The sequence below is a fragment of the Streptomyces sp. NPDC005483 genome (genome assembly GCF_040606035.1).
In the GTDB taxonomy this organism is placed as follows: domain Bacteria; phylum Actinomycetota; class Actinomycetes; order Streptomycetales; family Streptomycetaceae; genus Streptomyces.
The window spans coordinates 17,687-37,903 of sequence record NZ_JBEXEA010000007.1 but is presented as its reverse complement, the minus strand read 5'-3'; the positions used below and the strand labels follow the sequence as shown (position 1 = coordinate 37,903).

Sequence of the window (20,217 nt, the reverse complement as noted above, 5' to 3'; positions counted from 1 at the left end):
CCCGGAGCTCGCCCCCCGGCTACGCTGCACTCATCCGATGATCGACCACAAGGAGCCGCGATGCGTGTCGCCCTGTTCCTGACCTGTGTCAACGACACGCTCTATCCGGACACCGGGCGCGCTGTGGTGAAACTGCTGACCAGGCTGGGCGTGGACGTCGACTTCCCGATGTCCCAGACCTGCTGCGGGCAGGCGCACTACAACACCGGCTACCGGCACGAGGCGGAACCGCTGGCCCGGCATTTCTCCGATGTCTTCCGGGACTACGAGGCGATCGTGACGCCGTCCGGATCGTGCGGGGCGATGGTGCGGGAGCTGTATCCGCGGATGGGCGAGCGGGCCCGGGCGGAGGGGCGCGGGGAGAGTCTCGCGGCCACGCTGGCGCCCGTGGTGCCGAAGACGTACGAGCTCACGGAGTTCCTGGTGGACGTGCTGGGGGTGACGGATGTCGGGGCGTACTACCCGCACACCGTGACGTACCACCCGACCTGTCACGGACTGCGTGGCCTCGGGCTCGGTGACCGGCCCCGGCGGCTGCTCCAGGCGGTCAAGGGGCTCGAACTCAAGGAGCTGCCGGGCGCCGACGAGTGCTGCGGCTTCGGCGGCACGTTCGCGCTGAAGAACTCCGATGTCTCGGCGGCGATGGGCACGGACAAGGTGCGCAACGCCGAGTCGACGGGCGCGGAGGTGCTGTGCGCGGCCGACAACTCGTGCCTCATGCACATCGGGGGCACGATGGGCCGGCTGGAGTCGGGCATGCGGCCGGTGCACATCGCGGAGATCCTGGCGAGCACGGACGAGGAGCCGGCCGCATGAGTGGAACGTTCGTAGGCATGCCGGCCTTCCCCGTGGCCGCGCACGAGGCCGTCAACAACAAGACGCTGCGCGGCAATCTGCGCCACGCCACGCACACGATCCGCGCCAAGCGGGCGAAGGCCGTCGCCGAGGTCTCCGACTGGGCGGAGCTGCGCGAGGCGGGCAAGCGGATCAAGGACCACACGCTGCGTCATCTCGACCGCTATCTCGTGCAGTTGGAGGAGTCGGTCGTGGCGGCGGGCGGCACCGTCCACTGGGCCGCCGACGCCGACGAGGCCAACGAGATCGTGACGCGACTCGTCAAGATGACCGGTGAGTCGGAGGTCGTCAAGGTCAAGTCGATGGCCACGCAGGAGATCGGGCTCAACGAGGCCCTCGAGGCAGCGGGCATCCGCGCCTACGAGACCGATCTCGCCGAGCTGATCGTGCAGTTGGGCAAGGACCGGCCCTCGCACATCCTCGTCCCGGCCATCCACCGCAACCGGGGCGAGATCCGGGACATCTTCGTGCGCGAGATGAGCGAGTGGGGCCGCCCGGCCCCCGAGGGCCTCACCGACACGCCCGCCGAACTGGCGGAGGCGGCACGGCTGCACCTGCGGGAGAAGTTCCTGCGCGCCAAGGTCGGCATCTCCGGCGCCAACTTCATGGTCGCCGACACCGGCACCCTGGTGGTCGTGGAGTCCGAGGGCAACGGACGGATGTGCCTGACCCTGCCCGAGACGCTGATCTCGGTCGTCGGCATCGAGAAGATCGTGCCGAGCTGGCGGGACCTGGAGGTCTTCCTGCAGACGCTGCCCCGCTCCTCGACCGCCGAGCGCATGAACCCGTACACGTCCACGTGGACCGGGACGACGGACGAGGACGGCCCGCAGAACTTCCATCTGGTGCTGCTCGACAACGGCCGCAGCGACACCCTGGCCGACGAGGTCGGGCGCCAGGCCCTGCGCTGCATCCGCTGCTCGGCGTGCCTGAACGTGTGCCCGGTGTACGAGCGGGCCGGCGGGCACGCCTACGGCTCGGTCTACCCGGGCCCGATCGGCGCGATCCTCAGCCCCCAACTCCGGGGCACGGCGAGCGAGATCGACGCCTCGCTGCCGTACGCCTCCTCGCTCTGCGGGGCCTGCTACGAGGTCTGCCCGGTCGCCATCGACATCCCCGAGGTGCTGGTGCATCTGCGGGAGCGGGTGGTGGAGGGCGGGCCGGTCGTCCGCGAGGGCAACAAGGTGGTGCTCAAGCCCGCCAAGGGGCACGCCGCCGAGCGGGCGGCGATGCGGGCGGCCCGCTGGGCGTTCGCCCACCCCGGCGTCCTGCGCACCGGTCAGCGGGCGGCCTCGCGCACCCGGCGTCTGCATCCACGCACCCTGCCCGGTCCCGGCAAGGCGTGGAGCGGCACCCGGGATCTGCCCGCCGTGCCGGCGGAGCCCTTCCGCGACTGGTGGCAGCGCACGAACGGCGGCAAGGAGGGCGGCAAGTGAGCAGCAGGGAACGGATCCTGGGCCGGGTGCGGCGCGCGCTGGCCGATACGCGGGGCGAGGCCGAGGACGCCCCGATCGAGCGCGCGTATCTGCGCGAGCACGGCGACCGGAGCGTCGAGGAGACGGTGGAGCTGCTGGCCGAGAACCTCGCGGACTACCGGGCGATCGTGCACCGCTGCACGGCCGCTGATCTGCCGGCGACGCTCGCCGGGATGCTCGCGGCCCGGGGGGCGAAGACGGTCCTGGTGCCGACCGGCCTTGAGCCGGCGTGGCTGGCGGAGGCCGACGCCGAGCAGGTCCCGGACCGGGTCGAGAGCACTTCGCACGAACTGGACCGGCTCGACAGCGTGGTGACGGCGTGCGCGGTGGCCGTCGCCGAGACCGGCACCATCGTGCTGGACGGCGGCCCGGACCAGGGCCGTCGCCGCATCACCCTGGTCCCGGACCACCACATCTGTGTCGTACGGGTCCCGGACCAGGTCGTCTCCTCCGTGCCGCAGGCCCTCGAACGCCTGGACCCGGTACGCCCGTTGACCTGGATCTCCGGGCCTTCCGCGACGAGCGACATCGAGCTGGACCGGGTCGAGGGGGTGCACGGTCCGCGCACCCTGGAGGTGGTACTGGTGGACTCTCAGGCGAGCGAGGACGTCAACTCGTAGCGCCCGGAGGGGAGTTCGTACGAGGCGACACCGTCCCCGAAGCCCAGGTACGTCACTCCCCCGACGTGCGACAGAGGTGTGCGCCCATCGCGCACGGTGTCCGGGTCGGTCGTGGGGATGCGCAGGGTCGCGGTGCTGTTGGCGGGGACCGCGACCCGGTGCGTGAACTCGCTCTCCCGCACCGCCCACGCGCTGACGATCTCACCGTACGGCGACCGGTGCGAACCGGTGACCTGGGTGATCCTGCCGGTCGGGTCCAGGTGGGGCCGCAGGAAGAAGTGCTTGAAGCCCGGGTGGGCCGGGTCCTTGGCGATGCCGGCCACGCTCTCGTACATCCACTCCATGATCGCGCCGTAGGCGTAGTGGTTGAACGAGTTCATCTCGACCGGTCCGAAGCCCTCCTCCCTGGAGTAGGAGTTCCAGCGCTCCCAGACCGTCGTCGCTCCGTTCCTCACCGAGTACAGCCAGGAGGGCATCGCGTCCTGGTGCAACACCTCGTACGCCAGCTCCACCTGGCCCTCCTCGGTGAGGACGGGCGCCAGGACGTTCACTCCGAGGAAGCCGACGGAGAGGGTGTTCTCTGCGTACCCGACACGGGTGCTGTCGGGGTGGGCGGCCTTGTACTCGGCGGAGTTGCCGATGTTCTGCACGAGGAGCTCGACGATCGCGCGCCGCTGGACCTCGGTGTCGTACAGGCCGAGTTTGAGGACCCAGAGCAGAGCGGTCTGGCTGTCGTCCTCGGTTTGGGTGGGGCTGCCTCCCGGGGTCCAGGGCGGCGGGGAGCCGAGGCTGGAACGCACGGTGAGGCGGCCGTCCTGGGTGCCGAGGTACTTGGTGATGAACGCCCGCTTGATGTGGGAGAACAGCTCCTCGTAGGCGTGGGCCTCGGTGCCGCGGCCGGTGGCGCGGGCCATGTCCGCCATGAGGCGGGCGCTGTAGGCGTAGTAGGCGTCGCTGACGAGCTGGGTGCTGGTGACCTGGAAGGCCAGCCAGTCGCCGAAGATCGCGCCCTGTCCAGCGTAGGTGTCTCCGGTGCGGGCGCGGATCCAGTCCATGTAGGCCGTCATCGCGTCCCAGCTGCGGTCCACGAGGGTGGTGTCACCGCTCATCTGCCACACCGTCCAGGGCACGACGACCCCGCAGTCCGCCCAACCGCTCGCCGGGACCGGCTCGTTGTAGCGGGCTCCGGGCGCGATCCAGGTGAACTGGGCGCCGTCCGCGCCGTAGGTGCGCTGGGAGTCGATCAGGATGTCCTGGAAGTGGCTCAGGAAGGCGACCGTATCGGAGGTGTAGAGGCCCGTCTGGGAGAAGAGCTGGGTGTCGCCGGTCCAGCCGCAGCGTTCGTCGCGTTGCGGGCAGTCGGTGGGCACCCAGAGGTAGTTGCCGCGCTGGCCCCAACGGACGTTGCTGATCAGCTGGTTGACGTCGGGGGCGTCGGTCTCGACGGTGCCGATGTCGTGGAGGGCGGAGGTGGCGACCCTGCCGGTCAGTTCGGTGAGGGTGACGGTGGCGGTCGTGGTGACGGAGACATAGCGGAAGCCGTAGAAGGTCAGGGAGTCCTGGTGGGTCTCGCCCTTGGGGTCACCCTTGAGGATGTACGTGCTGGTGGCCCTGGCGGTGCGGAGGTTGGCCCGGTAGACGGAGCCCGCGGGGCCGTCCGCGCCCGCGCTGGTGTCGTTGAGCATCTCCCCCGGTTCGAAGGTGACTTCGGCTCCGGCGGGGCCGCGGAGGGTGTAGCGGGGGACGCCGACGAGGTTCTGGCCGAGGTCGATCACGGCGGTGTCGCCGGGGTGCAGGGTGAGGTGGGTGGTGGCGGCCCGGTGGGGATCGGCGACCGTGCGGGCGGGGTCGGGAACGAGATCGCCGCCGCCGGTGTAAACGGTGATCGACTGTGCGCTGCGGTCCCATGCGGGCATCAACCGGGCCGACTCGCCCGGGTAGGCAACCAGTCGGGAGGCGGGGAAGCGGGTGGTGAAGTCGTGCTCCTCGGTGGCGGACCAGGCGGAGGCGTCGAACCCGTTCGCGGTCCAGCCGGGCAGTTCACGGCGGGCGTCGTAGGTCTGGCCGTCGTAGAGGTCGTCGGCACGGTGGGGGCCGCTGTCCGTGGCCCTCCAGTCGTCGCCGGGAGCGGTCACGACGGTCTGCGTCGAGCCGTCCTCGTAGCGGATCAGGAGCTTGGCCTTCAGGGCGAGAGGGTTGCCGGTCTCGGAGTGGTAGACGCTGTTCTCGGAGACGCGTCCGTTGTACCAGCCGTTGCCCAGGACCGCCGCGAGGGTGACCTGCGGTTGCTCCGCCAGCAGGCCGGTGACGTCGTAGGTGAAGTAGCTGACGGTGGTGTCGTAGTTGGTCCAGCCCGGGGTGAGGAGTTCGTACGTGGTCCCGCCGTCCTGGGGCACGGCGACCCGGCGGCCGTTGACGTAGGCGTCGTACACGCCTAGCGCGGAGATGTAGAGCCGCGCTTCACGCACGCGGCCCGCCTTCAGGTCCGTCTGCCTTCTCAGGAGCGGCGCGCCCGCGCTGTTCGGTGCCTTGCCCGCCATGCTGATCCACTTCGCGCCGTCCCAGCCGGTCACGCCGTCGGTACTGAGCAGGCCGGTCTCGAAGCAGGCGACCGGGGCGTCGGGGAGCCTGCGGCCGGTCTCGTCCCAGACCTGGACCGTCCAGTGGTAGCGGGTCGAGGCGTGCAGGCCGGGGCCCGCGTAGCGCACGGCCACCGAATCCGCCGAATCGGTCCGGCCGCTGTCCCAGACGTCCGCGCGGCCGTGGGCCAGGCGGTCGGGACTGGACGCGACCAGGATGCGGTACGCCGTCTGACGCCGTCCGCGGACCCGGGACGCGGTGCGCCAGCCGAAGCGCGGGCGCGCCGCGTCCACCCCGAGCGGATCGGTGCGGTGCTCCACGGTGAGGCCCTCGACGGCGGTGCCGTCGGCGGCCGGTGCCGTCCCCAGGCCCGTCGTGCGGCGCCCTGCCTTGCCGTTCGTGCTGTCGGCTCCGTCGGTCATGGCGGGGTCCCTTCGGCTGCTCGGAGTTGTATCGATTCAGCTGGGTCGGCGGCTGAAGCTAGTGGCGAACGCGCCGGGTGTCCACCGTCCGCGCCGCGCGTTGAAACCGTTCAGGGGGGGTGCCCATCTCTCCGAGAGGTCCGTGCAGCCCCGGGTGATGCTCGCCGGACGCAGTGCCGACGGTCACGCCAGGAGCACGACGACCAACAGCAGCAGGCCTCACCACCGGCCCGCGCGCCCGGCCGTGGCACACCGTCACCGACGTCAAGGCCGTACCGTCAGCTGTAGACGATCGGGCAGCCGCGCCGCAGGGAGTGCTGGGCAGCGCGCAGGTACAACGCCACGTAGAACGCGGCGTCCAGGTCCTCGGTCCAGGGCCCGGTCCGGGTGGCCGCGACCCGCTCTGCCTCGCCGTCCAGGAACCACATGGTGAGGTCGAGGTTGTCGCAGGCCTCGGGTATCGCGTCGAGGGGGAGTCGCACGGCCTCGGCCAGCCGTTGCGCGAGCTCGAGGATCTGTGGGGCTCCGGCGATCACCGTGGTGTCCGAGTAGGAGGACTCGACGGGCAGCTCGATCTCCACGTCGAGCGGCACCGGCACCAGCACCGACCAGTCGAGAAGGGCCTCCGGCTCGGAGGGCGCCAGCCATTCACGCGTCAGCCGCACGAAGCCGTCCATGGACGGCACCAGCTTCTCCTCGAACCGCATCCCCGACCCGCGGACGAACTCCGTGTCCTCGGGCACGGACTCGTACGGCGGCAGCCCACGACGGCGCAGTTCCTCGTTCAGCCCCGCGGCGACGGCCCCCCGGCCCTCCTCCTCGTCCGCGTCGAACCATTCCTGCGCGCCCACGCTCACCAGATAGATCCCCATGCGCCGAAAAGTACAGCGGCCCACTGACAACGCTCCCGCGTCCTTTCAACGGCCCCTACGATCAGGGACCGGTCAGCAGCAGCGTGGGCAGGGTGTCCTCCAGGATCCGCTCGCGGGGCAGAGTGAGGCCGAAGTGTTGCTGGAGGACCTCCAGGCAGGCCCGGTGCACGACAGGGTGGTCCAGGTCGTCGTCGGGCAGTCCGGCGGCCGTGAGCCGCTCCTGGACCGCTGCCACCACCTCGGGGTCGCCCTCCGGGCTGCCGTACCCCCAGCTGCCGTCCAGGTGCAGGTTGAACGCGCACATCAGGTTCTCGTCGTGGCGGTAGGCGAAGTTCGGGGGCACCGGCTTGCCGTTCTCCTCCTCGTATTCCAGGTGGTAGACGTGCAGCCCGCCCCGGTCGACCGGTCGGCTGCCGGTTCCGAACTCGCCCTGCCAGCCGCCGTACTTGATGACGTACGACCACTCGTCGAGCTCACCGTGGCGCAGGGCGATGCCGTCCAGGACCTCTCCGTACAGGCCCTCCAGCAGGTCCTGCACCTGGCGGCCGGTGAGTTCTCCGATGGAGCGGGGCCGGTAGGGCCGGTGAGCGGTCTCGGCGATCCGCCTCGCCAGCGATTCCGATTCGAGGTCGGGGGCGATCACCACGCTGTAGCCGCCCCAGGCGATGGACTGCGGTTCAGCGAGCCAAGCTATTCCGTCGGTCATGGCGATCAACCCTGCCGTACCCGCCGGTGAGTGTCACTGAGCACACCCCCGAAGACGGGTTCTACGGCCAATGTCCCCCGGCCCGCGGCTCCGTAGTTTCTTCAGCGAGGCACACGGCGTGCCGGACGAAGGGGGACGAGGATGTTTCGCACAGGTTCACGACGCACGCACGACGCGGGACCCGCCGCCGAGGCCTTGCGGTTGGTGAAGGTCACCAGGACCTACGGCTCGGACGACAGTGCCGTGACCGCCCTGGACGGGGTCACGCTGAGTCTCGGCCGGGGCACCTTCACCGCGGTGATGGGGCCGTCGGGGTCCGGCAAATCCACGCTGCTGCAGTGCGCGGCCGGTCTCGACCGGCCGGACAGCGGGATCGTGCGGGTGGACGGCACGGAGCTGACGGGCGGTGGCGAGGCGGATCTGACGCGGTTCCGGCGCGGACGGGTCGGGTTCGTGTTCCAGCAGTACAACCTGCTGGAGACGCTGACGGTCGCGCAGAACACGGTCCTGCCGCTGAAGCTCGCCGGCCGGAAGATCGACCGCGGGCGGGTCACGGAGGTTCTGACGGCCGTCGGTCTCGGCGACCGGCTCGGACACCGGCCCGACCAGCTCTCCGGCGGTCAGCGGCAGCGGGTGGCGATCGCCCGCGCGCTGGTCACGGACCCCCGGGTGATCTTCGCGGACGAGCCGACGGGCGCTCTGGACACCCGTAGCGCTCGGGACGTGCTGCGGCTGCTCCAGGAGGCGGTGCGGGTGCAGGGCCGGACCGTGGTGATGGTGACCCACGACCCGGTGGCCGCCTCCTACGCCGACTCCGTGCTGTTCCTCGCGGACGGACGCCTCGCGGGCCGCATGGACACCCCGACACCGGACGCGGTGGCCGAGCGCCTCGTGCACCTGGGCCACGACGAGACGGCAGTCCACGACGTGACGACGGGGGTGTGAGCGATGTTCATGCTGGCGATGCGGTCGGTACGGCAACGACCCGGACGGTTCCTTGCGACCCTGCTGGCCGCCTTCCTGGGCGCGGGCATCATCATGACGTTCAACTCGCTGTACGACACGGCGGGTCAGCCGGGTGTCGACCCGGTGAGCTCGGACACCCTCACCACCTCTGCGAGTGTCGTCGGCGGCTACGGCACGCTCCTGGTGTTCTTCGCCGTGGCCTCGACACTGACGGTCAACGTCCGTCAGCGCGCGGGTGAGTTGGAGCTGCTGCGCTGCTCGGGGGCGACGCCGGGGCAGATCAGGCGGATGGTCGTGGGCGAGTCCGTGGCGGTCGCCTTGATCGGTGCCGTGTCGGCGATCGGTCCGGCGATGCTCGGCGGGCAGGCACTGCTGGACGTCTTCAAGGACAGCGGGCAGGTCACTCGGAACGTCGCCCCCTCCTTCGGTCCCGTCGCGCTGGTGTCGGGCGTCGGCATCACGCTGGTCGCGGCGGCGGGCGCCGCCTTCCTCGCCGTACGACGGGCCACGCGCGGGCGTCGGCAGCGGGGCCGGGCGCGGACGTTCTTCGCGTACGCGGCACTCGGCACCGGGGCCGTGTCGGTGACCTCCACCTTCGCCTTCTCGGCGACGGACGAGGCGCTCATGGCGACGCCGGCGTACGGGGCGATCCTGCTGTCCGTGGGATGCGCGCTGCTCGCGCCACGGCTGCTGAGGGGTGTGCTGGAGCGGTTGCCGCTGACCGGTGCGAGCGGCTGGCTGGCCGTGCGGAACCTGCGTCGGCGGGTGGACGACCTCTCCGGGATTTTGATGTCGCTGATCCTCTTCACGGCGGTGTCCGTGGCCACGCTGTACATGCAGGGTGGGGAGAGCGATGCCATGAAGGCCTCGGGCGCGGTCAGGACGGTCGAGGCGAAGAACCTTCAGACGCTTAACCTCACGGTCGTCGGCATCATCGTGGTGTTCGTGTGCCTGATGCTGGTCAACTCGCTGTACGCGGCGACGACTTACCGCGGCCGGGAGTTCGGGCAGCAGCGGCTGGCCGGGGCGGGCCCGGGGCAGGTGCTGGGGATGGTGGCCACGGAGGGGCTGATCCTCACGGCGATCGGGCTGTTCTTCGGCACGGGGGCGGCGCTGGCGGGGATCATTCCGTTCACGGTCGTCCGCACCGACGCGGTGCTGCCCCACCAGGGGCTCGGCATCTGGCTGGCGGTGGTGGCGATCGCGGCGGCCGCGACGACCGGGACGAGCCTGGCCACGGCCCACAGGGTGCTGCGTACCCCGGCGGTGGAGGCGGTGGGGCCGGCAGCGTGAGGACCACCGGTCGGCGGGGGCGTCACCTCGGTGCCGCCCCCACTGACCCTTCTCGCATCACGTGACAGAACGGGTGAACAAGCGCTTAGATAGTTGATGGAACGAGTCCGCGCCGCCCTGGAGGCCCCGTTGCTGTTCACATCCGTCGACGACGTCTCCGCACGCCTCGCCGAGACCGGCTACCTCGCCTCCCCCGCGGTCGCCACGACCGTCTTCCTCGCCGACCGGCTCGGCAAGCCGCTCCTCGTCGAGGGCCCGGCCGGGGTCGGCAAGACGGAGCTGGCCAAGGCGGTGGCCGAGGTCGCCGGGGCGCGGCTGGTCCGGCTCCAGTGCTACGAGGGCGTGGACGAGTCCCGGGCCCTGTACGAGTGGAACCACGCCAAGCAGCTGCTGCGCATCAGCGCCGGCCGGGACGAGACCTGGGACGAGGCGCGCACGGACATCTTCAGCGAGGAGTTCCTGCTCTCCCGGCCCCTGCTGACGGCGATCCGCGGCGACGAGCCCAAGGTGCTGCTGATCGACGAGACCGACAAGGCGGACGTCGAGGTCGAGGGCCTGCTCCTGGAGGTACTCAGCGACTTCCAGGTCACGGTCCCCGAGCTGGGCACGATCACCGCGGCCCGCCGCCCCTTCGTCGTCCTCACCTCCAACGCCAGCCGCGAGCTGTCGGAGGCCCTGCGCCGCCGTTGCCTGTTCCTGCACATCGGGTTCCCGCAGGAGGAACTGGAGCGGCGGATCGTACGGCTGAAGGTGCCGGGTCTCGACGAGACGCTGGCGAAGTCCGTGGTGCGGGTCGTGGGGGCGCTCAGGGCCATGGACCTGCGCAAGGTTCCCTCGGTCGCGGAGACCATCGACTGGGCCCGCACGCTTCTCGCGCTGGGCGCGGACCACCTCGACGAGACGGTCGTACGGGACAGTCTGGGCGTGCTCCTCAAGCACCAGGACGACATCCTCAAGGCCGGGGCCAAGCTCGACCTGGACGCGGTGTGAGCACCGCCGAGCGGCTCACCTCCCTGGTCGGCGCCCTGCGCGCGCACGGTGTGCGCATCGGGACGGGCGAGACGGTGGACGCGGCCCAGGCCGTCGAGGCGCTCGGGTTCGCCGACCGCGAGCGACTGCGGGAGGGCCTGGCGGCGACCCTGCTGCACAGCACGGCCCAACGGCCGGTGTTCGACCCGGTCTTCGACCTGTACTTCCCGCGAGGCGTCGGCGCGCCCGACACCGGCCCCGCGGACCGCGATGCGCTGCGCGAACGTCTCGCACAGGCACTCGCCGCGAACGACGAGGCCCTGATGGCCCGCCTCGCCGCAGAGGCCGTCGACGGGTTCGGCGGATACGGCAACTCCCCCTCCTCGGACGGCTGGTCGTCGTACCAGACGCTCGACCGGCTGCGCCCGCAGACCCTGCTCGCGCGTGTCCGTGACGAAGTGCGGGGGCGGCAGGGCGTGTCCGGGTTCACGGACCGGCTCCTCGAGGACGAGATCCGGCGGCGTATCGAGGCGTTCCGCGCGCTGGTGGCGGCGGAGGCCCGGCGGCGGGTGGCCGAGCGGCGGGACAGGGACGAGATCGCGCGTCGGGCGGTGGCTCCGACGACCGACAGGGTCGACTTCCTGTTCGCCGGGAAGGACCGGCTGGCCGAACTGCGGCGCACGGTCCAGCCGTTGGCCCGCAAGCTCGCCACCCGGCTCGCGGCCCGCCGCCGTCGCGCCACGCGGGGCAGTATCGATCTACGGCGGACTCTGCGCGGTTCGTTGTCGACGGGCGGGGTGCCGATGAAGCTGGTGCTGCGCAGGCGCCGGCCGGCCCGGCCCGAACTGGTGCTGCTGTGCGATGTGTCGGGCTCGGTGTCGGGGTTCTCTGACTTCACGATGCTGCTGGTGCAGGCGCTGCACGACCAGTTCAGCAAGGTGCGGGTGTTCGCCTTCGTCAACCGCCTCGACGAGGTCACCCGGCTCCTCGAGCACGGGGCGGCCGACGCGGAGGGGCTCAGCGCCCGCATCCGGGCCGAGGCCACGCTCACGGGGTGGCACGGCAGCAGCGACTACGGCGTGGCGCTGGGCGAGTTCGCGTCGCTGTACGGGGATGCGCTGAGCCCGCGCACGACGGTGTTCGTCCTCGGCGACGCCCGCACCAACATGAGCGACCCGAACCTCCCCGCCGTACGGGAGATCACCGAGCGGTCGCGCCGCGTCTACTGGTTGAACCCGGAAGCGCGTGCGCAGTGGGGCACGGGCGACTCGGCCGCGTACGAGTACGCCGAGCTGGTGGAGATGCACGAGTGCCGCAATGTCCGGCAGCTCAGCGCGTTGGTGGGGCGGCTGCTGCCGATCTGACGAGCCGCGTGCGACGTCAGGACGCGGGGCGACGATGCCGGCGCTGGAATCGCTGCGTGTCGTGCCCTGGCCTGCGACCGGTGCGAGAGCGACCCCTGTGCGCCGGGTGCGGAGCAGGCCCTGGGACCTGCTCTGCGGCACCCGGCCGGGCGATCCCGGTCCGCGGGTGGGTGCCGGGGCCGGCCTTACTGGGGACCGTGTGCCGATATGCGCCCGTTGGCAGCCGCCCGCGGACCACGCCACGCGTGTCCAGGTGGCTCAGGCCGCCAACTGCGGGTACAGCGCCGAGAGATCCGCGGAGAGTCCGGCCTTCACCTGCCGGGTCAGGTCGTCGGCGAGCACCTCGAAGGCGCCGGACTCGATGCCGTCGAGGGCCTGCGCGGCCACGCTCTCGGGAGTGACCTCGACAGTGACGTCGCGGTGTGAGGACGACGGTCCGGGACCGGCGTGCCTCACTTGCCCTTCGCGTAGTCCGTCGCCATGCCGCCCGCGAAGTCGTAGACCACGCACTGCTCGTCGCCGACGACCCAGGCGTCGTGCCCGGGTGCCGCCACGAAGATGTCCCCGGGGCCCACTTCGCCCTCGCCGCCCTCGTCCATGCGGATGTGCATACGGCCCTGGACCACATAGCCGTTGTGGTGGATCTCGCAGCTCTTGGTGCCCGCGATGGGTGCCACGGACTCCGACCAGCGCCAGCCCGGTTCGAAGGTCCCCACGGCGAAGTCCAGCCCGCTCATGTGGACCGCTTCGAGGTGGCCACGCGGGAAATCACGGCGCTCGTCCGGCTTGTCGAGCGTCTTCACCTCAAACATGACGGCTCTCCCTTCCGGCCGTGTTGCGGTACGGCCGGGGCCGGTCTCCGTCTCCCACCCGTCCCGGGCGGCACCGGCGGGGGCCGCGCCCCATCACTCCATCGTCCGCCTGTCCAGCCGGGCCTGCCATTCGAGGGAAGCGCTCGGTCAGTCCTCGTCCCCCTCCCCGCCCGCGCAGAGCCGCGCGAAACGGTCCGCGTCGACATTGCCACCGGAGACGATCAGCCCGACCCGGTCCGGGAGGCCGCTCACCCGACCGCTCAGCAGGGCGGCCAGCGGAGTCGCGCCGCTCGGCTCGACGACGATCTTCAGTCGCTCGAAGGCGAACCGCATGGCCGCACGGATCTCGTCGTCGGAGATCAGCACGATCTCGTCGACCAGCCGCCGGTTCACCGAGAAGGTCAGCTCGCCGGGCGTATGCAGAGCCTGCCCGTCGGCGATGGTCTTCGGCACCGGGATGCTGACGCGCCGCCCCGCCTCCAGGGACCGCTTGGTGTCGTCGCCGGCCTCCGGTTCCACGCCGATCATGCGGATGCCCGGGTGCAGGCCCTTGGCGGCGGTCGCACTCCCCGCCATCAGTCCGCCACCTCCGACCGGCGCGAGCAGCGCTCCCAACTCCCCCGTCTCCTCCAGGAGTTCGAGGGCCACGGTGCCCTGTCCCGCCATCACGTGGGGGTGTTCATACGGCGGGATGAGCGCCAGCCCGCGCTCGGCGGCCAGGGCCCCGGCGATGGCCTCGCGGTCGCCGGTGTAGCGGTCGTACGTGACGATCTCGGCGCCGTAGCCCTCGGTGGCCGCGCGCTTGGAGCGTGGGGCGTCCTCGGGCATGACGATCACCGCGGTGGTGCCGAGCTCGCGTGCGGCCAGGGCGACGGCCTGGGCGTGGTTCCCGGAGGAGTAGGCGGCGATGCCCCGGGCCAGCTGCTCCGGCGTCAGCCGGGAGGCGGCGTTGTAGGCGCCGCGGAACTTGAAGGCGCCGACCCGCTGGAAGTTCTCGCACTTGAGGAAGACCTCGGCGCCTGCCAGCGCGTCGAGGGTCCGTGAGCGCAGCACCGGTGTCCGGTGGGCGACGCCCTTGAGCCGGGCGGCCGCGTCCCGGACGTCGTCCAGGGTGACCGGCGGGGTGGTGGTCGTCACGGGTGCCCTCCAGTGTTCGCCTTTTTTCGGGACTGGGACAGATAGCTGTAGGCGGAGGCACGGGAGATACCCAGCCGTCCGGCCACCTGCTCGATCGCCCGCCGGACCGCGAACACACCCCGTTCGTCCAGGCTGCGGAACAGGTCCAGGCGCCCGGCCCGGTCGAGCAGCGCCCATGACTGGTGCCGGTGCGCGTCGAGCATGACGTCGACGACGGAGTCGATGTCGTCACCGAAGGTGGTGACCGGCGGTTCCTCGGGGGCTGCGTCGATCCCGGCCAGGGCTCCCAGCAGGGCGTGGACCTCGCTCGCCGCGGTGACGTCGACATTGACGCACAAGGCGCCGAAGACCGCGCCCGAGGAGTCCCGCAGCAGCATCGTCGACGACTTGACCAGCTTGCCGGTGCCGGTCCGGGTGACGTAGTTCAGCTCGTCGGCCGCCTCGTCGCCACGGGCGACCATCCGCATGCCGATCTGGCTCATCGCCCCGCCCGCGGTACGCCCGGTCACCGAGCCGGCGATGGCCACCACCGACTTCTCCGGTCTCCGGTAGTCGTGCAGCACGACCTCGCACACCGGCCCGAAGGTCGCCGCGACCCCGTCGACGACCGATGTGAGCGCGGCGATGATCGCGTCCCGCTCCGCCTCCATCACGGCCTCCCCTCCACCAGTCCCTTTAGACTAGCAATCCAGCCTCTGGATCACCAGTCCAATCCCCATATCCTTTCCCTGTTTGACCGCGGATCTTGACGACCTGAATGTTACCGGTAACATGACCATTCATGTCCTCGACGCTGGCGCCCGCGCGCACTCCGGTCTTCAGCCCGGCCGCAGTGGTCGCCTCCTGCGTGGGCTTCGTCCTCATCGGCGCGCTCCAGGCGCTGTACGGCCCGGCGATCCCCGCGTTCCGCGAGGAGTTCGGCCTGTCTCCGTCCGGGGCCGGGCTCGGGCTGAGCGCCCACTTCGTGGGCGGGGTGGCCGGGGTCCTGCTGTTCGACCGGCTCTTCGGCCGGATCGGCAACCGGCGCATCCTGGGCACCTCCTACCTGCTGATGGCGCTCGGCGCGGCGGGTTTCGCGCTCGCGCCGAACTGGCCCACCGCCCTGACCGCCGCGCTGATCGCCGGTCTCGGCTTCGGCGGCATCGACTACGGACTGAACCAGCTGTTCGCGGTCGGCTTCGGCCACCGTTCCACCGCGATGCTGAACATCCTCAACGCGCACTTCGGCGTCGGCGCGATCCTCGGTCCGGCAGTGATCGGCGTGGTCGGTGCCGGGCACTATCCGGCGGTCTTCCTAGGATTCGCGCTCGCCGACCTGCCGTTGCTGCTGTGCCTGAAGGGCGTACGGGACTGGGCGCCGCAACCGTCCGGCGCGGCTCCCGACTCGCCTGGCGCTCTCGGCCGCAGCCTGGCCTCGGTGCTCTCCGTGTTCGTCGCGCTCTACGTCCTGCACGTGGGCGTCGAGGCGGGCGTCGGAGGCTGGGAGCCGACCCATCTGGAGACCGTGGGATACGGCGCCGGGGTGGCCGCGACCGCCACCTCCGTCTACTGGCTGATGATGACGGTGGGCCGCTTCCTGGTCGCGCCGATCGCGCTGCGGTTCTCGGCGCAGACCATCATCACCGTGTCCTGCGCGGGTATGACCATCTGTCTTGTGCTGGCGTCCGTACGGGACCTGGCGCCCTACGCGTACGCCGGTGTCGGTCTGTTCATCGCGCCGATCTTCCCCACAGGACTGCCCTGGCTGCACCGGGCCGCCCCCGGCGCCCGACGGGCCGGCGCGCTGGTCATCGCAGCCTCGATGATCGGCGGTGTGGCGGCGGGACCGGCGCTGGGCAAGGCCATCGAGTGGTCCGGAATCCGGGCCGTACCCCTTCTGCTGAGCGCTGTCTCGGCACTGTGCCTCGCCGCCACGCTCTGGCTCGTCCGCAGCACCCGAACCCACTGAACGCCCACCGAACTCCCGCTGACTCGAAGGGATGCCCCGCATGCCCGCTCTGACGACGACCTCCGACGGTTTCCTCCTGCACGGCGAGCCGTTCCGGATCATCTCCGGGGCCATGCACTACTTCCGGATCCACCCCGACCAGTGGAGCGACCGGCTGCGCAAGGCCCGCCTGATGGGCCTCAACACCATCGAGACGTACCTGCCGTGGAACCTGCACGAGCCCGAACCCGGCACCCTGGTCCTGGACGGCTTCCTCGATCTGTCCCGCTGGCTGCGCCTCGCCCAGGACGAGGGCCTGCACGTCCTGTTGCGCCCGGGGCCGTTCATCTGCGCCGAGTGGGACGACGGGGGTCTGCCCGCCTGGCTGCTCGCGGACCCCGACATCCGGCTGCGCAGCAGCGACCCCCGCTTCACGGCGGCGTTCGACGGCTATCTCGACCGACTCCTGCCCGCACTGCGGCCGTTCATGGCCGCGCACGGCGGCCCGGTGATCGCCGTGCAGGTGGAGAACGAGTACGGGGCGTACGGCGACGACACCGCGTATCTCAAGCACGTCCACCAGGCGCTGCGCGACCGTGGTGTCGAGGAGCTGCTGTACACCTGCGACCAGGCCAACGCCGAGCACCTGGCGGCCGGCACCCTCCCGGGCACGCTCGCCACGGTCACCTTCGGCAGCCGTGTCGAGGAGAACCTGGCCGCCCTGCGCGCACATCAGCCCCAGGGCCCGCTGATGTGCTCGGAGTTCTGGGTCGGCTGGTTCGACCACTGGGGCGGCCCGCACCACGTACGGCCCGCGGCCGACGCCGCCGCCGACCTGGACCGCCTGCTGTCGGCCGGCGCCTCGGTCAACATCTACATGTTCCACGGCGGCACCAACTTCGGCTTCACCAACGGCGCCAACCACAAGCACGCCTACGAGCCCACCGTCACGTCCTACGACTACGACGCCCCGCTCACCGAGAGCGGCGATCCCGGCCCCAAGTACCACGCGTTCCGTGAGGTGATCGCCCGGCACACGGCCACGCCCGACGTGCCGGCGCCCTCGCCCGTGCCCAAACTCCCGCTCACCGACGTCGACCTGAGTCACCGGGCGCCGTTGCTGCCGTACGTCCGCGGGCTGTCGTCGACGCACACCGAGACCCCGGTGACGATGAACGCCCTGGGCGTGCACACGGGTCACGTGCTCTACAGCACCACGCTTCCCGGCTCGGGTGACGGTCTGCTGCACTTCCCGGGCGGGGTCGGCGACCGCGCGCAGGTGTTCGTGGACGGCGCCTCCGTCGGCGTCCTGGAGCGGGAACGGCACGACGAGACACTGTCCGTGCGGGTGCCGCACGCCGGTGCCGTCCTCGAAGTCCTCGTGGAGAACATGGGCGGGGTCAACTACGGCCCGCGCATCGGAGCGCCCAAGGGGCTGCTCGGCCCGGTGTCCTTCCAGGGCACCGAACTGCGCGGCTGGGAGTGCCGGGCCGTGCCCCTGGACGACCTGGCCGCCGTGCCGTTCGGCCCGTCCGAGGCGACCACGGACGCGGTACCCGCCTTCCACCGGGGCACCTTCGAGGTGGACAGCCCGGCGGACACCTTCCTGTCCCTGCCCGGCTGGACCAAGGGCCAGGCCTGGGTCAACGGCTTCCATCTCGGCCGTTACTGGAACCGGGGCCCGCAGCACACGCTGTACGTCCCCGCGCCCGTCCTGCGCTCCGGCGCCAACGAGCTGGTGCTGCTCGAGCTGCACGCCACCACCGGCACGCGCGCCCAGCTCACCGACACGCCCGACCTCGGACCGGAGAGCGACTGATGCCGCAGCCGCACCACCTGAGGGTTCCCTCCCCCGCGGGGCCTCCGCTGACCGGGCACCTGCCCTTCACGGACGCCCCCGGGGTGCCCGACCCGATCGAGGTCACCAGCCGCTGGCTGACCAGGGGCGGCCGCCCCTGGTTCCCGGTGTCCGGAGAGTTCCACTACTCCCGCTACCCCGCCGGGGAGTGGGAGGAGGAACTGCTGAAGATGAAGGCGGGCGGCATCACGGCCGTCGCCAGCTACATCATCTGGATCCACCACGAGGAGATCGAGGGGCGCGTCCGCTTCGACGGCGACCGTGACCTGCGCCGCTTCGCCGAGCTGTGCGCCCGGCACGGCCTGGACTTCGTCCCCCGCGTCGGCCCCTGGTCGCACGCGGAGGTCCGGAACGGCGGTCTGCCCGACTGGGTCCTGGCCCGCGACTGCGTGCCCCGCACCGACGACCCGGTGTACCTGGCCGCCGTGCGCCCCTGGTTCGCGGCGATCGCCGAGCAGTTGAGGGGCCTCGACCGGGCCCACGGCGGCCCGATCGTGGCGATCCAGATCGAGAACGAGCTCTACGACCAGCCCGGCCATCTGCTGACCCTGAAGCGGATGGCCCAGGAGGCCGGCCTCAGCGCACCCCTGTGGACGTCGACCGCCTGGGGTGGTGTCCAGCTCCCGCCCGATGAGCTCCTTCCGCTGTACGGCGGCTACACCGAGGCGTTCTGGACCGAGGCCGACGGCGGCTGGCCCGACACCTGCCGCAAGCACTTCTTCTTCACCCACCAGCGCGACGACGAGGGCATCGGATCCGACCTGCGCCCGGTCAGCGTGCGCGGCAGCGAGCCCGACGCCTTCGCCGACCGATTCCCCTGGGCCACCTGCGAGTTGGGCGGCGGCATGGCGGTGTCGTACCACCGCCGGCCGTACGTCGATCCCGACGACATCGGCGCGCTCGGCCTCACCAAGATCGGCTGCGGCTCGGTCTGGCAGGGCTACTACATGTTCCACGGCGGCACCAACCCGGCGGGCGAGCTCAGCACCCTCCAGGAGTCGCACGCCACCGGCTATCCGAACGACCTGCCCGTCCTGACATACGACTTCCAGGCGCCGCTCGGCGAGTACGGCCAGTACCGGCGGACCTATCACGAACTCCGGCTCCAGCACCTGCTGTTGGCGGAATTCGGACATCTGATCGCCCCCATGGAGTCCGCGCTGCCCGAGCGTCGGCCGGACGGGCAGCTCGACCGGGACACCCTGCGCTGGGCGGTGCGCAGTGACGGCACCTCGGGCTTCCTGTTCGTCAACAACCACCAGCCGCACGAACAGCTCCCGGAGCACCCGGAGACGTCGTTCACGGTTGAATTCCCTTCTGGTGGTGGCGGGTTGACGCTTCCCAGCACTCCCGTCACAGTCCCGCGCGGCGCGTACTTCTGCTGGCCGCTGCGTCTCGACGTAGCTGGTCTGCGGCTGGAGTGGGCCACCGCCCAGCCCGTGTGCACGGTCGACGTAGACCGCCGTACGGTCCTGGTACTGGCCGCGACGGACGGCATCGCGCCCGAACTCGCCCTGGACGCGGCCACGGTGGCGGCTCTGCACACGCCCACCGGCGTCGTCACTCCGGTCGGCGACCGGCTGCTGGTGACCGGGCTGCGTCCCGGCACCGACGCCCTGGTGGAGGTGGACACGGCCGACGGCGGGCGGGTCGGCCTGCTGGTGCTGGACGCGGCGACGGCCCGTACCGCCTACCGGGGCGAGGCATGGGGTGCCGAACGGCTGGTGCTGAGCGGTGACGGCGTGGTCTTCGACCGGGACGAGGTACGGCTGCACGGTTCGGGGACCGCGACGTCGTTCGCCGTGCTGCCCGCACCCGAGCGGGCGCCCGTGGTGGACGGGGTGGCGGTGGAGGCCGTCGCGGACGGGGTGTTCACCCGTTACGCGGTCCCCGCGGCGCCGGTCCCCGAGGGCTCGGCAGCCGAAGTCGGTCTCCTCCGGGCCGCCGGCCCCGCTCCCGAGACCGTCACCGGGGTACAGGGCCGGGCGAGCGCGCCGGCGGACAAGTTCTTCGACACCGTGGCCGCCGAGTACCACGTCGAGGTGCCGGAAACCCTGCCGCCCGGGACGCTGCTGCGGCTGCACTGGAGCGGGGACGTGGGGCGGGCGTACGTGGGAGACACGCTGGTCGCCGACCAGTTCTGCGCGGGCCGGGTCTGGGACATCGGCCTCGACCGGCTGAACGCCGACGCGCTGCGCGCCGAGGGCCTGCGACTGCGGGTGCTGCCGCTGCACGCGCGGGCTCCGGTGCATCTGCCGGAGCAGGCGGCTGGTGACCGGGAGCCGGCCACCGTCACCCACGCCGAATGGATCATCAGGCACACCTGGTCGGTCCAGGCGGACTGACCCGCCACGGCGCCCG

At 71.3% G+C, this 20,217-nt stretch carries 16 protein-coding genes and 1 pseudogene; 10 read left to right on the top strand and 7 right to left on the bottom strand.

The features are described from left to right. Positions 1–60 precede the first annotated feature (60 nt). The 3 genes from ABZT06_RS15205 to ABZT06_RS15195 are packed head-to-tail and all read left to right on the top strand — an operon-like array spanning position 61 to position 2,950. Positions 61–816, top strand: a complete 756-nt coding sequence (locus tag ABZT06_RS15205) for a (Fe-S)-binding protein (protein ID WP_355740250.1) — start codon at positions 61–63, stop codon at positions 814–816. Then, positions 813–2,291, top strand: coding sequence for a LutB/LldF family L-lactate oxidation iron-sulfur protein (locus tag ABZT06_RS15200; protein ID WP_355740248.1), 1,479 nt, complete (start codon positions 813–815; stop codon positions 2,289–2,291). The genes ABZT06_RS15205 and ABZT06_RS15200 overlap by 4 nt, the downstream gene beginning before the upstream one ends. Beyond that, entirely contained in the window at positions 2,288–2,950 is a 663-nt protein-coding gene (locus tag ABZT06_RS15195) for an LUD domain-containing protein (RefSeq protein WP_355740246.1), read from the top strand. Before ABZT06_RS15200 ends, ABZT06_RS15195 begins: the two co-directional genes overlap by 4 nt. Here ABZT06_RS15195 and ABZT06_RS15190 read toward each other — a convergent pair. From ABZT06_RS15190 to ABZT06_RS15180, 3 genes are all read right to left on the bottom strand, one after another. Continuing rightward, positions 2,923–5,952, bottom strand: a complete 3,030-nt coding sequence (locus tag ABZT06_RS15190) for a family 78 glycoside hydrolase catalytic domain (RefSeq protein ID WP_355740244.1) — start codon at positions 5,950–5,952, stop codon at positions 2,923–2,925. The genes ABZT06_RS15195 and ABZT06_RS15190 overlap by 28 nt on opposite strands. A 278-nt stretch (positions 5,953–6,230) precedes the next feature. Beyond that, positions 6,231–6,824, bottom strand: a complete 594-nt coding sequence (locus ABZT06_RS15185; RefSeq protein WP_355740242.1) for a hypothetical protein — start codon at positions 6,822–6,824, stop codon at positions 6,231–6,233. Between the two features lie 61 nt (positions 6,825–6,885). Beyond that, positions 6,886–7,530: a hypothetical protein gene (locus ABZT06_RS15180; protein WP_355740240.1), complete on the bottom strand. Its 645-nt coding sequence runs from the start codon at positions 7,528–7,530 to the stop codon at positions 6,886–6,888. A 141-nt stretch (positions 7,531–7,671) separates the two neighbouring features. Here ABZT06_RS15180 and ABZT06_RS15175 point away from each other — a divergent pair, with 141 nt between their 5' ends. The 4 genes from ABZT06_RS15175 (at position 7,672) to ABZT06_RS15160 (ending at position 12,122) form a co-directional block, all read left to right on the top strand. Beyond that, entirely contained in the window at positions 7,672–8,475 is an 804-nt protein-coding gene (locus ABZT06_RS15175) for an ABC transporter ATP-binding protein (protein WP_355740238.1), read from the top strand. 3 nt (positions 8,476–8,478) lie between these two features. Next, positions 8,479–9,789 (top strand): FtsX-like permease family protein, encoded by a 1,311-nt coding sequence (locus ABZT06_RS15170; RefSeq protein WP_355740236.1) that lies wholly within the window; start codon positions 8,479–8,481, stop codon positions 9,787–9,789. 132 nt (positions 9,790–9,921) lie between these two features. Then, the gene (locus tag ABZT06_RS15165) at positions 9,922–10,779 is read left to right on the top strand and encodes a MoxR family ATPase (RefSeq protein ID WP_355740844.1); all 858 of its coding nucleotides are present in this window, start codon (positions 9,922–9,924) and stop codon (positions 10,777–10,779) included. Continuing rightward, complete coding sequence (locus ABZT06_RS15160) at positions 10,776–12,122, top strand: VWA domain-containing protein (RefSeq protein WP_355740234.1); 1,347 nt, start codon at positions 10,776–10,778, stop codon at positions 12,120–12,122. The genes ABZT06_RS15165 and ABZT06_RS15160 overlap by 4 nt, the downstream gene beginning before the upstream one ends. A 258-nt stretch (positions 12,123–12,380) precedes the next feature. On the opposite strand, the pseudogene ABZT06_RS15155 reads toward ABZT06_RS15160, so the two are convergent. The 4 genes and pseudogenes from ABZT06_RS15155 to ABZT06_RS15140 form a co-directional block, all read right to left on the bottom strand. After that, positions 12,381–12,509 (bottom strand): annotated as a pseudogene (locus ABZT06_RS15155) (short-chain dehydrogenase); the annotation flags it as partial. Positions 12,510–12,574: 65 nt separating this feature from the next. Further along, the gene (locus ABZT06_RS15150; protein ID WP_355740232.1) at positions 12,575–12,934 is read right to left on the bottom strand and encodes a cupin domain-containing protein; all 360 of its coding nucleotides are present in this window, start codon (positions 12,932–12,934) and stop codon (positions 12,575–12,577) included. 147 nt (positions 12,935–13,081) lie between these two features. Then, positions 13,082–14,071, bottom strand: a complete 990-nt coding sequence (locus ABZT06_RS15145; protein ID WP_355740230.1) for a threo-3-hydroxy-L-aspartate ammonia-lyase — start codon at positions 14,069–14,071, stop codon at positions 13,082–13,084. Next, positions 14,068–14,721 carry a PAS domain-containing protein gene (locus tag ABZT06_RS15140; RefSeq protein ID WP_355740842.1) on the bottom strand — a complete coding sequence of 218 codons (654 nt, stop codon included), beginning with the start codon at positions 14,719–14,721 and terminating at the stop codon, positions 14,068–14,070. Before ABZT06_RS15140 ends, ABZT06_RS15145 begins: the two co-directional genes overlap by 4 nt. A 131-nt stretch (positions 14,722–14,852) precedes the next feature. On the opposite strand from ABZT06_RS15140, the gene ABZT06_RS15135 reads away from it, so the two are divergent. The 3 genes from ABZT06_RS15135 to ABZT06_RS15125 are packed head-to-tail and all read left to right on the top strand — an operon-like array spanning position 14,853 to position 20,201. Then, a complete protein-coding gene (locus ABZT06_RS15135; protein ID WP_355740228.1) occupies positions 14,853–16,019 on the top strand; it encodes an MFS transporter in 1,167 nt (388 codons plus the stop codon). A gap of 40 nt (positions 16,020–16,059) precedes the next feature. Continuing rightward, positions 16,060–17,817 (top strand): beta-galactosidase, encoded by a 1,758-nt coding sequence (locus tag ABZT06_RS15130; protein WP_355740226.1) that lies wholly within the window; start codon positions 16,060–16,062, stop codon positions 17,815–17,817. Then, on the top strand, positions 17,817–20,201 hold the full coding sequence (locus ABZT06_RS15125; RefSeq protein ID WP_355740224.1) for a beta-galactosidase: 2,385 nt from the start codon (positions 17,817–17,819) through the stop codon (positions 20,199–20,201). The genes ABZT06_RS15130 and ABZT06_RS15125 overlap by 1 nt, the downstream gene beginning before the upstream one ends. The last annotated feature ends 16 nt before the right edge of the window (positions 20,202–20,217 follow it).

Bases quoted from the DNA above. Each gene is read 5' to 3' on its own strand.
- ABZT06_RS15185 (WP_355740242.1), bottom strand. From the start codon at position 6,824: ATGGGGATCTATCTGGTGAGCGTGGGCGCGCAGGAATGGTTCGACGCG.
- ABZT06_RS15200 (WP_355740248.1), top strand. From the start codon at position 813: ATGAGTGGAACGTTCGTAGGCATGCCGGCCTTCCCCGTGGCCGCGCAC.
- ABZT06_RS15170 (WP_355740236.1), top strand. From the start codon at position 8,479: ATGTTCATGCTGGCGATGCGGTCGGTACGGCAACGACCCGGACGGTTC.
- ABZT06_RS15175 (WP_355740238.1), top strand. From the start codon at position 7,672: ATGTTTCGCACAGGTTCACGACGCACGCACGACGCGGGACCCGCCGCC.
- ABZT06_RS15130 (WP_355740226.1), top strand. From the start codon at position 16,060: ATGCCCGCTCTGACGACGACCTCCGACGGTTTCCTCCTGCACGGCGAG.
- ABZT06_RS15180 (WP_355740240.1), bottom strand. From the start codon at position 7,530: ATGACCGACGGAATAGCTTGGCTCGCTGAACCGCAGTCCATCGCCTGG.
- ABZT06_RS15135 (WP_355740228.1), top strand. From the start codon at position 14,853: ATGTCCTCGACGCTGGCGCCCGCGCGCACTCCGGTCTTCAGCCCGGCC.
- ABZT06_RS15190 (WP_355740244.1), bottom strand. From the start codon at position 5,952: ATGACCGACGGAGCCGACAGCACGAACGGCAAGGCAGGGCGCCGCACG.
- ABZT06_RS15125 (WP_355740224.1), top strand. From the start codon at position 17,817: ATGCCGCAGCCGCACCACCTGAGGGTTCCCTCCCCCGCGGGGCCTCCG.
- ABZT06_RS15205 (WP_355740250.1), top strand. From the start codon at position 61: ATGCGTGTCGCCCTGTTCCTGACCTGTGTCAACGACACGCTCTATCCG.
- ABZT06_RS15140 (WP_355740842.1), bottom strand. From the start codon at position 14,721: ATGGAGGCGGAGCGGGACGCGATCATCGCCGCGCTCACATCGGTCGTC.
- ABZT06_RS15150 (WP_355740232.1), bottom strand. From the start codon at position 12,934: ATGTTTGAGGTGAAGACGCTCGACAAGCCGGACGAGCGCCGTGATTTC.